Here is a 14,522-nt window from a genome sequence, read left to right as displayed (position 1 = left end):
GAACGTCACGGAATGGGCCAGGGACATCGCGGAGCCGGCGTCGTCGTCCCCATGCGGACACCGGAGCCGTTGCGCGCTTCCCACGGACGCCAGGGTTCTCGGGCCGCTCGATAGCTGCCGATCGTAAGGGCTGGTCAGGGCGGTCAAGGGTGGGCGAATGCCCAGCGCGGAGCGCCGCCGAAGGCGCCCTTGAGGGCACTGTCCTGCCCCAAACTCAGGAGTCGGGCGGCCCGTCAACGGCCCCGACCAGGTGGGGAATTCGGTGACGCTGGAGACCGCGGTCATGGGTATATCCGTGACCGCTCACACCGACCACTCGCGCAAGCACCGATGCCCTCCCTGAACCGGCACGCTCTGTCAGCACATCCCAGTACGCTGCCACGCATGGGGGAAGCAGTGAGCGGAACAAGCCTGCCGACGTGGTGGCACCCGCTGTTGCGTTTGCATCACCGATGGGTTGAGAGGCATGTGGTCCCGGCAGAGAAGGCTGCGACCGAGCTGGGAATCGACTTCGATGCTGCGGCCATCCGCAAGGCGCTCGGCTACCAGCGGTGGATGTTTCTCCGAAGGGTGAGGAGGATCGCGATCTTCTTTGCCGTACTGGCCCTGCTCGCTGTCGTAACCCGCCCGGCAGCATGTAGGCCGGGCGGTCTGCTCACCACAGGCCAAGCCTGGTGCCCGACGTATACCGCGTACGTCTTCGGCCCGAACGCTGACCCATGGGTGTCGATCACGCCAACGCTGGCTTTGATCGTCATCCTCTGGATCGTTTCGGCCTGGCGAGGCGAGAACATACTGCGTCTCTATCAGCCTCTGTACCCGCTTCTCGACCTCCTCACGGCCAGTGCCGACCTGACAACGATGGATGGCAGTCGGTACACGAACGCAGTGAAACTCAGCGCCAAGGCCGCCGAGCTCGGTCTTCCACTGCGGACGGTCGTCCGGGACGCCGCCTCTGATTTCGGAGCCCGGGGAGCCCTTCGCAAAGAGCTCCTCACCCACGCGGATCTCGTGGAGACGGCCATAATGCAAGCCGCGGATGGCCTGGTTGGAGACCGCACGGGGTCAGCAAGGAAGCTGGGCACGTTGGCCGGCGCCATCGCGGCCAACGTCGCAGCTGGTCAATTCACCAAGATGCTCCCTCACGCTGATCTCCCCGAAGAAGCCGTCATTGAGCCCGACCGTCTCGACGGACGCCGCTTGGCGAAAGCGTGCCTTTGGTCGGCTATCAGCGTGACGGCATTCGCACTGCTGCTCGCAAGGCTGGGCGCGCCAGCCGAGCTCCTGATGCCTCTGGCGGTAGTGGCTTTCATCGTGACGGCCTATGTGCTCCTGGGCCTCTGGTACGGCCTCGCCGAAGCGACCCGACTAACGCGAAGCCTCATGTCCTTCTTCTCAGCTGGCCCCCCTCTCTGACTAATTCTCACAATTCGGAGCGGCCTTGCCTGCGGTCTGGAATCGAAAGAGGCATGGGGTGAGCTCGATGGAGACCCTCTCCCGGAGCGAGGGGCAGGCGCCGATGGTGGCAAGGGCCCCTCGCCGCCCACCGAGTGCTGAACTCTCGCTCGCCGGTTCGACCACTGCGCCCTGTTCTTGAGCGCAGGGCGGTGGCCGAACCAACCGCACCCCGGTGTCAGGGCCGGCGTGCTGGCCTCGCTACTGGTGATGGCCGCGGCATGGGTCGGAGTGGCGAGGCGGTCGGCTCCGGCGCGGTCGCTTTCGGCTGGGAGGCGGCGAGGTCGTTCAGGACTGCGTTGACCACAGGCCAGCACATGTCCAGCGTGTCGCGATCCGGGGTGTGGGCCTCGCGGATCTCTGCTCGCGGATGGACGAAGTTACGGTACTTGCGCAGCTCGTGACAGAAGCGCTCCACGTCGGCACCGATCCATCCTGCGTCGTGGCAGGTCTTGATCAAAGTGTCGAGGGTCACCCTGTCTGCAGACGTGCTGCCGAGTCGTGAGGCGTCGCGTTCGCGCACCACATGGACCATGACGCCTTCCAGCAGGCTGCCGAGCATGATGATGGCAGCCACGTGAGCGCCATTGGCGTAGCAGGTGCGTGCCTCGTCCAAGCGGTGTTGGAGCAGGGCGGCCATCTTCCGGTCACTGATGAGATCGGTCATGGCTGCGCTGAGTTCGGTAGGACCCTGGCTACCCGGGTGGGCAAGGGAGGGGTCACAGGCGACGAGACGGGGGCGGCCGCCAGGATTCTCCAGGCGTGCTCCCTCGTAGACCAGGAAGGCGTTGACCGCGGAGACAACAGCAGGGAGCTGGTCCGGCTCGTCAAGGTATTCGCGAGGGTCGGCCAGGCGAAGCAGGACCCGTTCCAGCTCGGTGGGCTCTTCTCGGCGTTCGCTGAGCCGGGCGAGCGTCCATTCCATCCTGTACTCGCCGTTGTACTCCGGCACCCGCTGCCAGCCGGCGTGTTCCAGGAAGCGTGCGATCTCGAAACCCTTGCGGTAGTAGAGGTGGTCGTCGCCGCAGATGACGCGCGCGAGCTCCTCCAGGGTGTTGGCGTCGAGGATGCCGAGTGGGGACTGCGCAGTCATGCCGAGCCTTCCGTGCTGTCGTCGGTTTCGTCGTCTACTTCGTTGTCTTCTGCCTTGCGGAGCGTGTTGGCCAGATCGTCTGTACCCGGGTCCTCGGGTGCCTCCGCCGTGTCGTCGGCCAAGCCCTCGTCGGAGGAGAGGTCGAAGGGGGTCCACTTCACGCTGGTGGGTGTGGCGGACGAACGGGTCCGGTCACTGGTCCCCTCGAATGTGGCCGGATGGATGCCAAGTCGTTCGAGCTCATCCCACAGGCCGGACAACGCCTCCTCAGGGTCGAATCGGAACTCGCTCTCACGAATCCGCCAGAACGTCCAGCCGACGCGTTGGAGTTCACGGTCGCGCCGTTGGTCATGCCGGATCTGCTCGGGTGTCGAGTGATACCGGTCGCCGTCGCACTCCACGGCCAGGCGCCCACGTGCCCCTACGACGACGAGGTCGAGGCGCTTGTTCCCTGCCGGATACTGCGGGACGACGTGATATCCGCGGGCCTTCAGGTGCAGGTAGACCTGCTGCTCGAAGAGCGATTCGAAAAGCTTCTGCGGCACATCGCCTGTTACCTCTCCGATGTCTTCGGAGCCGGCAAGTGCGGATGGCGGGTTCTCCATATAGGACAGGAGGTTGAGTCGCATGTCCTCCCTCTTCAATCGGTCCGGCGGTACCGAGTAGAAGATCCACATCTGGTCCTGTGCCCGGGACGCGGCGACGTTGTATGCCTGTCGTTCGCTGCGGGCACCTCCCGTGATGCGCGGCGGATCGGTGACGACCATCGACAGCAGGATGACGTGCCGTTCGTCTCCCTGGAACGACGCCGGGCTGCCCACACGAATCTGGTGGCGTTCAAGCATCGGCGCCGGGATACGTTCCTGGATGAGCTTTTCCAGGAGCTTGACCTGACCGATCGACCCCTGAAGGGTGATGACGCCCATGGTCCGGTCGCGGTAGTCAGGGTCCGCTACGAGCCTGGCCAGGCAGTCGACGATGGCCTCGGCCTCCTTCGGGTTGCGGATCCTGCTGTCGCGCCCCTGGGTAACGGCCCCTTCAACGAACTGAGTCACGAGGGGGTCGAGGCGCTCACCGCCGTACTGACGCAGAGGCTGCAGCTTGTTGTTGTAGAAGGTCTGCGAAGACCAGCCGATGATCTCCGGCATGCAACGGAAGTGCTCCTCCAACCGGATCACCTTCGGGAAGAAGGTGGACAGCAACTGGTAGAGGTTGGTGGAGGGTCCGTAGAGCGTGCGCAGCCTCGGAGGCATGTCCGGCAAGTGGGAGACGAGCCGGTCATGGATCGCCTGATGCCGGCCCATGCCACTGAGCGGGGGCGCGCATTGCTTGTCGTCCCCCACGACGATGACGCGGGGCGCCAGCCACAGCAGGAACAGGGCGTCCATGCCGGCCTGACTAGCCTCGTCGACGATGACGACATCGAACGCGTCCCGCCTGGGCTGCACCATCTCGGCGACCTGGGAGATGGGCATGACCCACGCGGGGACTGCTTCCTGCGCCGTCTTCATAGCGTCGTACGCCGCGGCACGGTATCGGCCCGCACCGCGCCCCTTGCCCTTGCCGTACGAGGACATGTGGTTGCGGTACGCCTGGAGTGCCGACCGCTGCTCTTGCGTCATGCGATGCAGACAGTGCCACCTTCCCCAGGTGGCAGCGAGTTCACCGGTGATGTCCTCCAGGTGACGTTCACACTGCGCCAGTTCGCCTTCGACCTGACGTTCGCGTCCCGGTGTGCGCTGACGGTGGACGAATGCAGAAGCCACCGCCCAGGCCCACGCTTCCGCCAGCGAGTCCAGGCGAGCTTCCCATGCCCGGTCACCAGGGTCGTGCGTCAGCTGGTCAGCGAGCAGCGGGTGGGCCCGGCGGACGCTTTCGAGTAGCACGGCGCATCGACGCCGGCGGTGTTCACGCCGATGAGCCTCGCGCAGCGCCTCAAGTTCCTTGGCGTATCGGTCGATGTCCTGCTCCCGAACGGCTTGGGCGGCGGCCACAGCTTCGGTGGTGGGGTGGGAGCCGTCCACCGGTGTGCGCAGTTGTTCCTCCCAAGCAAGCAACTGGGCCGTAGCCTCGTCTGCCGCTCGTCGGCCGGAGACCGCAGAGAGGGCGCCGGTGAAGTCCTGCCATGCCGACCTGGAAGTGAGGGCGATGTGCACCCCGTGATGTACGAGCAGCTCGTCGATGCGCTCGCGGCCAGCGCCGAACGTGTCGACATGTTCCAGGCGTGCGTACGCCTCCGTCAGCGATGCGAGCCGAACTTCCAGCGGCCCTTCGGATACGGACACCTGCACTTGGCCCCACCGCTCCGCAAGCGTGGCAACGGCGGAGCGGGCGCGGAGGTGAGCAAGGGCGGCGTCGAGATCCTCCAGGGATTCGGGTGAGTGACCGTTCACAGTGCACGAGTCGAGGAGGTCCTGCGCGGCCTTCTGCGCCCGCGAGGCACGGAAGCTGCCGCGGACTCGCAGCTTCCCACCCGAGACGAGGTGCTCGCGCAGCGCAGAACCCGCCGTGAGCATCGCATCCCCTTGTTCCGTGGAGAGCTGCCCGGGCACGGTGACGCGCGTCATCCCCTGTTCGTTCAGCCGCTCGGAGATGTCCACGAGTTGATCGGCAAGTCCGGACACGCGACGCCACAGCGCGAGATTCTCACGGGAGAGTCGGTCGGTGAGGGCCTTGGTGGCCCACTTGTCCTCATCCCATTGTGTGGCCTGCGGAGACAGACCCAGGTAGTGCAGAGCCGTACGGCAGGAATCCACGAGAGAGGTCAGCTCATCGGTGACAGAGCTGTCGAGCCTGGCAAGATCGCCGCGGATGCGGACCGCCCCGGAGGACAGGCCCTCGTCGGTGACGCGGCTGGCTGAGAGTGCCTGGGCCAAGGCTTCGGGGGAGGGGAGGCCGTCGGGGTCTGGCAGAGTGCCACCGGCGCGTGGCTCAGCCGCCCCGTCGCGCAGCAGGCTCAGCAGTTCCGCCGCTTGCGCGGGGGACAGCGGAGGGACAGACGGGGTCGGGCCGTTAGCCGGCACAAGACCGATCCAGGAGTGATGTCCGGCGTTTTCTTGCACACGCTGCACAATTGCGGCGAGAGTGCCGGCGTATCCCGGTGCGATCTCCGGGTGCCGGTAGACCTCGGCCTCCCGCAGTGCGATCACCTGTTCGGTGAGCGTGCTGATCCTTCCCCGCACCTCCTCACGGCGGGTGGAGAGCCGATGGATCTCGTCCTGCAGTTGCTCGGGGTCACTGGCGGCGACCTGATCGGTGAGAGCGTTGACCGTGCGTTCCAGCTCATCCGCCCCGTCCTGCCGTGCCGAGCTCAGCAGGAGGACGCACAGGTCCCGTACGGCGGGGGGAAGTTTGTCCCGCAGGACCGTCAGGGCCTGGTCGCGGGCACTGGTCACCAAGACCCTCTGCCCCTGCGCCAGCAGCGCGGAGACCAGATTGGCGATCGTGTGGGTCTTGCCGGTGCCGGGTGGGCCTTGGACCACCACGCCCGTGTCGTGCTCCAGCCGCCGCAGGACACTGCGTTGACGTTCGTTGGTCTTTCCTGGGAAGAACGGGTCGTCCCCGAACAGGGGGGGAATCTCGCGGCCGTCCCAGTTCACGCGCTCTTCGGAGTTCAGTGGCAGTACCAGCTGGGCGAGACCCAGAGGTGCGTGTGCCTCGGAGGACACGCTGTCCGCGATCCGGTCGTAAAAGGCCAGCAGAGCATTGCGGTCCCGTGGACGCAGCACAAGTGCGGGAGCGTACGTGAGACGCGCGCCTGCCTCGGGCTCGTAGGGTGGCTGCCACTCGGCACTGAAGGACACGGGCCGTTGCAGCACCCGCTCCTGCCACTGGGCCAACTGCTCCAAGGCCTCCGATCCAAGCAGGTGCAGTGACTGGGCCGCGATCTCCTCGGTGAGCGCGGCCGAGCGTTCGGGCGCCCAGCCGTCATCGGTGTCGAGGAATGATTGATCCTCCAGCCGCACGGCTCCCTCGGCCATGAGCCGCACTGTGAGCCTGGCGGTCTTCCGGTCTACCAAGGTCTCCACGCGGTGGGTGAGCAGGTGACGGTGAATGGCGTCGCCACGTGGATCGCTCCAAGTCAAGAGCCCTGTGGCGAGCACGAGTTCTAGCTGATCATCCTGCTGGGTCAGCTTCTGGTGCCACCCGTAGACCTGGTCGTACAGCTCCCGAAGGGCTCGCTCCGCGCGCTCCCTCTCCGCCCACTTCCGCCAGCGCGTCAGCCAGGGACCGTAGGCTCGGAGTACCTCGTCGGCATCCTCTCGGCGGACGGTCTGCTCCGCCGCCGGTTCCCAGGACTGGCTGCCGTCCGCAGCTCGCACGAGTTCCTGCCCCGGTCCTTCAGCCTCAAGCGGCGGGTCACCGCCGCCCGCGTCCTGGCAGCGTTCCGTGGACACCCATCCATCCAGCAGATCCGGGAGTGAGGGCGGCGATGTCTGCGGAACGTGGTCAAGCGTGAACAGCAGCCCGTCGGGTCGGTCGGACGGGCTTCGTACCGAGGGGGGCATGGCGACCAGCCATAACCGCTCCCTTGAGCGGCGGTCATCACGAAGTCGTTGGTTGCTGCTCTGCACGACCTCCTTGAGGAAGCCGATCAGACTGGCAGTCTGACCGATGACGTCGGGGTCCTTCGCGTGACGTCGCGGTACGTTCACTTTTCTCCTCCCAGCTGGTGACGAACGTTCCAGGATCGGGATGAGGGGCAGTTGGAACAACCTGTCTCGGGAGAATGGCGCGATATCGGCTCCGTATGGGCCGAATCACCTTGATCCCTGTGAGTGCGTCGCTGAGATCCGTCGGATGATGCAGGCCCGCGGCCATGTGGGGGCCTGCATCATTGGACCGTGGCCGTCCCGCCTCTAGGCCGCCGCCATCACCAACCTCTAGGGCACCATCCCTCTCCGGGCTCATCGGCGCACTGGCACATATCGCAGCAGCCCTGGTGGTGCCCTGGGTCGGCGCCGAACTTGCCCCCCTTGGCGGCCAGTCCCAGCTGTTTGCTGTGCTGGCAACCGTCTTCCTCGTTACCGCGTTGCTGGCCGCAGCTGCTTCGGGGCGGGCCGCAGGGAACGAGCCATGGCTGACGGGCGCCCTTACCGACAAACGTCGCCTTGCCCAAACTGCTGCTCGGAGACGGGGAGGAACTGGGTGGCAGCACGCAAAAGGCGCCGGTCGGCATCGCAGAAGCGTCGGGAGGCACGGCTCAAGACAGGTGCGTGGGGCGGCGTCGTCGTCCTGGTACTGACCCTGACGTTCTGGGCGGTGATCTGGCCTTACCTAGTAGGGGCGGTGGCTCTCGGCGTAGTCAGTGGTGGCGGTTGGTGGCTGTGGAGGACGGACCGTCTCGTGCGGGGCAATGACCAAAGGTGGCGCCACGAGAATGGGATCAGCGCGGGCCATCGGACGCTCGCCGAGGTCGACGTGATGGACGGCACGCAGTTCGAGGACTTCGTGGCCGACCTCTGCCGACGGGACGGCTGTACGGAAGTCCGCCGCGTCGGCCGCACGGGCGACGACGGCGCCGACGTACGTGGACGGCTGCCCGACGGCCGCACAATGGTGATCCAGTGCAAGCGGTACAACCCGAAGCGGAAGGTGTCCAACGGAGAGGTCCGCAACCTCCTCGGCTCCCAGGTGCACTTCAAAGCCGAGGTCGCCGTCTTCGTCACCACCACGTACTTCAGCGCCCCCGCCGAACGCTGCGCGGTGCAGAACGGCGTCGTCGCTGTCCACCGCGATCATCTCGGCCTGTGGAACAACGGCGCTGCGCTCCCGTCGCTTACCGCGGTGAGCGGAGCCGGCCAGGGAGACCATCGACACCGCACCCTCCGAAAGGACACGTACGAGTAGTTCCCTGGGAGCCGAAGGGGCACCCCGAGGCCCGCCGCGAGCGCTGATGGTGTTGGCCTACCAGTGCCGTTGCCCGACCAGGGGTGGCCTGCGGCACCCCTGTGTGTTCGTCATCGGCAGACGAGGATGCCTCCCAGGCAGGTGACGCGGAATGCGCCTTCTGCTTGGATGGTCTCTTCCACTCGTTCTCGGGCGCGCTCTACCGTCTCCTTGAAGGGGACACCCATCTGATCGGCCCATGCCTCGTACGAGGCCAGGTGGGCGACCACGGGCGCCGAGTCGGTCACTTCGATCACTCCTGGGAGGGGGATCGTCCGTACGTCCTCGAAGACGGCGCCGAGGACTGCGGGGGCGTCCTCCAGGGTGAAGCGGGCAGAGAGCTGGACGCGTGCCGGACCCTCTGGGATGCCGAGGACCTCGCCGGCGGCTCGTCGCCAGAGGTCTTCCAGTTCACGTTTGTCGGTGCGGCTGTTGGTGGATGCGATGGCGATGCCGCCCTTGGCCAGGACTCGGCCCAACTCCCGGACGGCGCGTGCCTGGTCCTCCACGTGGTACAGCATGTGCATGGCCAGGGCGGCGCCCAAGGACCCGTTCGCGATGGGGAGCTGCTGGACGTCCGCGGCCACGGCGCCAGCGATGCCTGCCAGGATGCCGGGGGAGACGTCCATGGGGAGAACAGTCAGGTCCGGCCGCTGGGTGCGTATCCGCTGCACGAACTTGCCGTTTCCGCAGCCCACGTCAGCCACCGCGCCGCGTACGCCTGCCAGTTCCTCCACGACGAGGCCGGGCAAGTCGTGCCGCGGGGTCTGCCACTGGTAGAGGGACTGGCGGGCTGCCAAGTGCTGGCCGGTGCCGTACGCCTGAGTGGAGAGGAGGTGCCGGTCGGTGACCGAGGGCTCGTTCGTGGGCTGGGTGCTCATCGCGGCTCCGTGGGTGTGCTGACGATCGTGGGTCGGGAGGTGACCTCGTGGATGTGTTCACGGAGATCGACTACCGGCCGCGAGTCACGGTACGGCCCGCTGGCGATGAGCGTGTCCAGTTTGCGGAGCCTGATGGTGATGCTCGCCGTGTACTGCTCCGCTACGAGGACCGTGTCGAGTTCCGCACCTGCCACGTCCACCTGGCCGTTCGCGAGGTACGCGGTGGCCAGGTCCAGGTGCGCGGCGTGCAGGTCTCCGGGGGAGCGGTCGTCTTCAGGCCCTGTCTGGTAGAGCTCCACCGCGCGGGTGGAGGCCGTGATCGCGCGCTGTACCTGTTCGTCACCGCCGACGGCCAGCAGCGTGGTGCCGGTATAGGCCCATTGCTTGGCCTCGGGGAAGGCGAACACCCCCGGCAGCTCATCCAGGTCGGCGATGGCACGGGCCTCGTGGGCAAGGGCGAGGGAGCGCAGCGCGCTGCGCCTGTCTCCGCCGGCCGCGAGAGCCCGGGCTTCCAGGCTCAGCAGTCGTGCCGTGATCGTCCCGGAGCCCAGGCCCCGGCCATCCTCGTATCCGGACCTCGCAAGGTCTGCGGCCCGCCGGTAGTCGCCTGTCCAGTACGAGGCCAGTGACTGGAAGGAGCGGGCCCAGGCTCGCAGCCTCGGGTGTTCCGCGATCTCGGCGCACTGCACCACGGTCCGGGCATGGGTGGCGGCCGAAGGCTGGTGGCCGAGGTCGAGGGAGACGTGTGCCGCGAGGCCGGAAAGCCATCCGGCGACGACGTACAGATGTCGGGTCTGGTGTGGGTGCTGGCGGCCTTCGACCAAGCGGAACACCTCGGTGCGCAGGGTGCGGATCTCAGGGATCAGCAGGGTCAGCGGCCGGCTGACGAAGTCCCTTGCGAGGCGTTCTAGGTCGGCGTCGAGCTGCTCCAGGACCAGGGCGTTGACGTTGGTGGCGGCAGCGTGTCGAGCGAGCCGGGCTGAGAGCTCCGCGTCCGCGATGATGCTGCCCGCATCGTCTGTGGGCGCTGCGGAAGTGCCGAGCGTGTGTGGTGTTCCTGAGTGTGGGGTCGCCCCCTTCGGATGCAAACCCAGCACTGCCTCGTTGTCGACTTGGAACACCGCGCACAGAGCTGCCCGGTAGTCGCCGGAGGGCCAGGTGATCGCACCGCGTTCCAGCCGGGAGATCCAGTTCGCATCGAGCTCGGGGTCGCGGCCGGTGGTCGCTCGGACTTGGGCACAGACCTGCTCCGCTGCCTGTGCCTGAGTCCACCGGCGCTCGTTTCTGAACCTGCGCAGGGCCTCGTTCGCCATCATCCCGCCGTCCGCTGGTCGAGTCGGGCGCCCGGAATCCTAGCGGGATTCTGCCTAGTTCGTGCCTACAACGTGCCTACAGGAATGCCCTGTTAGGGGCCCTGGTGGCGGAGTTGACTGAACCCCTGCCCCCGCTCAGACAGCCCCGGGAGAGCCCCCGTGATCACCCACGCAACTCCGGTCCGGCGCGACATCACGTACCACCACGACGACCACCAGGCCACCCTGCCGATCGAGCTGCACCGCTCTGACGGCACCACCGAAACCACGACCCTGATCCTCGACCCCACCCAGCTGGAGGTTCTGTACGCACAGCTGGACCGGGCGATCGGGATGCGCGAGGCTGCTGCGGGGCACTCGGGATGACGACCACCCCCGCCCCGCAGGCTCGCGTGCAGACGGACATCATTCGTGCCCTGTGTGCCCGTGTCCTCACGCCCGACACGTATGGCATACCGGGTGGCGAGGTACGGGCGGCCACGACCCTGCTGTCGGGCCACGTCCGACTGCTGCTCGGCGAGCCGGGCGGTGGCACCCAAGCCCGTACGGATGCCGAGCGGCTGCTGGCGCGGGAGCCCGGTGAGGGACGGCTCGGGGCCTGGATCCACATGCGGGCCCTTGCTCGTGTCTGCCGCGTACTGCTGATCGAGCACCAGGTGCACCGGAAGCGCGGCGTTGCCGCCGCCGGCCGGGTGCCGCAGGACGTGAACGTGGTGGCGAGGCAGTGAGACAGCGGATCGCCGTGATCGTCTACGCGATCCTCTGCGGCGCCATCGTGGGCTGTCTCCTGTCGGCCACCGAACACTGACCACCCGCCGCTTGTGGCGACGGGGAACGGCGGCTGCGTCCGCACCGCCGAGAAACCGAAGTGATGGAGGCACGTCATGAACCGACCCAAGCCCCAGACGAAGCCGAGTACGGCCGTTACCGCAGAGGCGGTCCGCCGGCTGCAGCAGCGCGTGACGGCGTTCGCCGCCACGGGCACCACCAACAACGCCCCGACCACCTACCACCGGTAGATCCTGCCGGTCCGCGAATCGGCGCGGAGGGGGACGTCCGCTGTCCCTCTCCGCGCCACCCTCGTGACCCTTCCCAACCGTGCAAAGGAGTTCGTCATGGCAGCAGCCCCCGTCGGCCTGGAACTGACCTTCCTTGGCCACCAGACCTGGCACATCACCGACGGCCTCTCCTCCGTCCTCCTCGACCCGATCCTCGCGCCCGCCTTCGGAGCAGGGAGCCTGGAGTTCGCGATCTGGCCTCCCCGCACCGTGGACACCCAGGGCATGCCCGCCCCGAACGCCGTGATCCTCAGCCATGAGCACCTGGACCACTTCCACCTGCCCTCCCTCGACCTCCTCGCCCGCACCGTGCCGATCTACACCGGCACCACCACCCCGGCCGCCGTCACCGACGCCATCGAGGCCCTGGGCTTCACCATTCACCGCCTGGACCACACACAGCCGCTGAACGTCGGCGACATCGAGATCACCCTCTACCCCGCCGGCGCCCGCACCCTCTTCTGGGAGAAGCGCGTCTCCCAACCCCTGGTCCGCCTGTCCGGCACCACCGGGAACGACGTCTTCATCGGCGTCGACGCGGACGTCTCCGACCTCTACATCGAGCAGCTGGCCCAGGGCGTACTCGCGCCGCCCCGGCTCGCGGTCGTCTCGAACAATGCCCAGACCGTCCCGTACGGCGCGCTCGGCGCCGACAACAATCTGCTGCCCGGCATGGACGGCCCCCGCAACCGCACCACCGGCGTCCAGATCCTCAACGGCCTGCTCATCGACTACCTCAAGTCCCTGGACGGTGTTCGCGACGTGGCCCTGTGCGGCAACGGCTTCACCGCGCCGCGCAGTCCCCACGGCCCCTTCCTCTACGCCGATCACAAGGCCCTGGCCGCCACCGCAAACGAGCTCCAGCACCTCTTCCGCGTGCACGGCCCCCGTCCCGGCGACCGCCTGACCGTCCCGGCCGGCGACGGCTCCCTCACCACTTCCCGCGTCCCCTGGGTCACCCCCGACCCGGTGACGGAGAAGACCGCCCTTGACGCGCTCGCGTCGTTCCTCGACTCCCCGCAGCGAGTCGAGCCGACCCCGGTCACCCCGCCCCTGGACAAGGAGGATTGGGAGAGCGCCGAGACCCTGGTGGCCGAGGAGCTGCCCCGGCTGGCCCGCGAGCTCATTGCCACCCGCACCGGTGCCCTCGCCACCAGCATCCACGACTACCTCCACGGCCCCCTCGGGCCCCACCGCGCCGTACTCCGCCTCCTCGACCCGCCCGGCCGCCCCGGCGACATCGACACCTACGCGTGGAACATCACCGGACCCACGTGGGACAAGGTGGAGACGACCAGTCGCGAGGAGGCCATGGCCGCCTACCCCTTCGGTATCGAGATCTACTTCCAGGACCTGGCCGCCGTCTTCCTAGGCCGCGCCCAAATCTGGGACGTCGTCGGCGGCTCGTACCAGGGCTGGCACATCGGCGAGAACCTCGACTCCCCGGTCTACGCGCTCTTCGCGATTTACGGCGAGCACCAGCGGCCCGACCTCGCCGCCCGCTGCTACGCCCACAGCCTCGCCGCGCTCGGGGTCCAACAGGAGACCTCGGCATGACCACCGCCCCCGTCGGGCCGCTGGACGGCGCCGCCCGCACACGACCCGACGGGTGGCTGGCCACCCCTCTCACCACCGACCGGGCCGCTGCCGAGCGCGAGGCCCACGCCATCCTCGACCGGCGCCACGCAGGCGAGCCGGGCCCGGTGTACTGCCTCACCGCCCACTACCGCACCGCAGTCTTTGCCCTCGGGACACCACCCCGCCGGATCCTCAAGCGGCACGCGGACGAAGGCGCCTACCAAGGCGAAGTCCTCGCGTACGAACTGCTGGCTGGCGAGCGCGTCCTGCCGGACCTGCACCGCGTCTGCGACACCTCCCGCACCTTGCTCGTCGACTACGTCGGCCAGGCCGTCACCCTCACCAGTACAGACGCGTTCGACGAGCTGATTCGGGCGGTCGCTACGATCCACACGGCCTCCGCCCGCTGGCATCCGGTGGTCGGCGAGGCCATGGCAAGGTGGCGAACTGGCGCCGCCGTCAGCGCACCAGCGCCGCAATGGATCAGCCATGCCGACGACTGGCGCCGACTCCTCCAGCTCGTCAGCGATGCCCATGGCTCCGACCACGTGCCCCTCGGACACCTCGACCTCAAACCGGAACACGTACGCCGCCGCGACGACGGGTGCCTGGCCCTCATCGATGCCGAAACCCTCCGCCCCGACATCACGGGGCTGGCCGACCTCATCACGCTTGCCTTCATCGCAGGAGATGAGCCCAAGCTGGCGCCCCGCTGGGTGCGCCACGCCTACCTGCACCACGTCAACGAACTCGGCGCGCAGTGGAACGACCACAGCCTCGTACGCGCCCTCACGGCGTTCGCCTCCGCCACCAGCCTGCGTTCCCTGCACGGCGCCCACGAGTGACCGACACAGCGGTACCGTGCCAACTTCCCGACGCATAGGAGAACCCCAAGTGCTGCGCGGTATCCGCACCGTCATGGTCTTCGTCGACGACCCCGAAGCCGCCGCCCGTTGGTGGGGCGACATCTTCGTATCCGAGGTCAAGCTCGACATCAACGGCAACGCCGTCTACGCCTGGCTGGACCTCGACGGACTCGAGTTCGGTTTCCACCAGGCGTCCCCCAAGGCCAACCCCCACGGTGGAAGCACCGTCCCGTACTGGCCCGTTGAAGACCTCGACACCGAACGCAAGCGCCTCCTGGACGCCGGCTGCATCCATCACCGAGGTCCCCTCGACGTGGAACCCGGCCGACGCATCTGCCAGCTCGTCGATCCGTTCGGCACGATCTTCGGACTCGACGGGCCCTGACCCC

Annotated in this window: 12 protein-coding genes; 8 read left to right on the top strand and 4 right to left on the bottom strand. The window is 67.6% G+C overall.

The annotated features are described in order from the left end of the window. The first annotated feature begins 384 nt into the window (after positions 1–384). Entirely contained in the window at positions 385–1,416 is a 1,032-nt protein-coding gene (locus ACFCZ1_RS17300; RefSeq protein WP_376679112.1) for a hypothetical protein, read from the top strand. Between the two features lie 217 nt (positions 1,417–1,633). Here ACFCZ1_RS17300 and ACFCZ1_RS17295 read toward each other — a convergent pair whose 3' ends face one another. Both ACFCZ1_RS17295 and ACFCZ1_RS17290 read right to left on the bottom strand, forming a co-directional pair. After that, positions 1,634–2,548, bottom strand: coding sequence for a hypothetical protein (locus ACFCZ1_RS17295; protein WP_376679111.1), 915 nt, complete (start codon positions 2,546–2,548; stop codon positions 1,634–1,636). After that, on the bottom strand, positions 2,545–7,203 hold the full coding sequence (locus tag ACFCZ1_RS17290) for an AAA domain-containing protein (protein ID WP_376679110.1): 4,659 nt from the start codon (positions 7,201–7,203) through the stop codon (positions 2,545–2,547). Before ACFCZ1_RS17290 ends, ACFCZ1_RS17295 begins: the two co-directional genes overlap by 4 nt. 493 nt (positions 7,204–7,696) lie before the next feature. On the opposite strand from ACFCZ1_RS17290, the gene ACFCZ1_RS17285 reads away from it, so the two are divergent. Further along, positions 7,697–8,398 (top strand): restriction endonuclease, encoded by a 702-nt coding sequence (locus ACFCZ1_RS17285; RefSeq protein WP_376679109.1) that lies wholly within the window; start codon positions 7,697–7,699, stop codon positions 8,396–8,398. A 110-nt stretch (positions 8,399–8,508) separates the two neighbouring features. Here the strand turns inward: ACFCZ1_RS17285 and ACFCZ1_RS17280 are convergent, their stop codons facing one another. Both ACFCZ1_RS17280 and ACFCZ1_RS17275 read right to left on the bottom strand, forming a co-directional pair. Continuing rightward, the gene (locus ACFCZ1_RS17280) at positions 8,509–9,318 is read right to left on the bottom strand and encodes a class I SAM-dependent methyltransferase (protein WP_376679108.1); all 810 of its coding nucleotides are present in this window, start codon (positions 9,316–9,318) and stop codon (positions 8,509–8,511) included. Next, positions 9,315–10,634, bottom strand: coding sequence for a multiprotein-bridging factor 1 family protein (locus tag ACFCZ1_RS17275; protein ID WP_376679107.1), 1,320 nt, complete (start codon positions 10,632–10,634; stop codon positions 9,315–9,317). The genes ACFCZ1_RS17280 and ACFCZ1_RS17275 overlap by 4 nt, the downstream gene beginning before the upstream one ends. A gap of 156 nt (positions 10,635–10,790) precedes the next feature. Here ACFCZ1_RS17275 and ACFCZ1_RS17270 point away from each other — a divergent pair, with 156 nt between their 5' ends. The 6 genes from ACFCZ1_RS17270 to ACFCZ1_RS17245 all read left to right on the top strand — a co-directional run bounded on the left by ACFCZ1_RS17270 (position 10,791) and on the right by ACFCZ1_RS17245 (position 14,518). After that, positions 10,791–10,997 carry a hypothetical protein gene (locus ACFCZ1_RS17270; RefSeq protein ID WP_257559806.1) on the top strand — a complete coding sequence of 69 codons (207 nt, stop codon included), beginning with the start codon at positions 10,791–10,793 and terminating at the stop codon, positions 10,995–10,997. Then, a complete protein-coding gene (locus tag ACFCZ1_RS17265; protein ID WP_376679106.1) occupies positions 10,994–11,359 on the top strand; it encodes a DUF6415 family natural product biosynthesis protein in 366 nt (121 codons plus the stop codon). The genes ACFCZ1_RS17270 and ACFCZ1_RS17265 overlap by 4 nt, the downstream gene beginning before the upstream one ends. A gap of 156 nt (positions 11,360–11,515) precedes the next feature. After that, positions 11,516–11,650: a hypothetical protein gene (locus ACFCZ1_RS17260; protein WP_376679105.1), complete on the top strand. Its 135-nt coding sequence runs from the start codon at positions 11,516–11,518 to the stop codon at positions 11,648–11,650. Between the two features lie 96 nt (positions 11,651–11,746). Next, complete coding sequence (locus ACFCZ1_RS17255; protein ID WP_376679104.1) at positions 11,747–13,246, top strand: MBL fold metallo-hydrolase; 1,500 nt, start codon at positions 11,747–11,749, stop codon at positions 13,244–13,246. Then, on the top strand, positions 13,243–14,112 hold the full coding sequence (locus tag ACFCZ1_RS17250) for a hypothetical protein (protein ID WP_376679103.1): 870 nt from the start codon (positions 13,243–13,245) through the stop codon (positions 14,110–14,112). The genes ACFCZ1_RS17255 and ACFCZ1_RS17250 overlap by 4 nt, the downstream gene beginning before the upstream one ends. Positions 14,113–14,161: 49 nt before the next feature. Then, positions 14,162–14,518, top strand: a complete 357-nt coding sequence (locus ACFCZ1_RS17245) for a VOC family protein (protein WP_376679102.1) — start codon at positions 14,162–14,164, stop codon at positions 14,516–14,518. Positions 14,519–14,522: the final 4 nt, after the last annotated feature.

This window comes from Streptomyces sp. NPDC056224 (assembly GCF_042267665.1).
In the GTDB taxonomy this organism is placed as follows: Bacteria; Actinomycetota; Actinomycetes; order Streptomycetales; family Streptomycetaceae; genus Streptomyces.
This window is presented reverse-complemented; position numbering and strand designations above follow the sequence as displayed.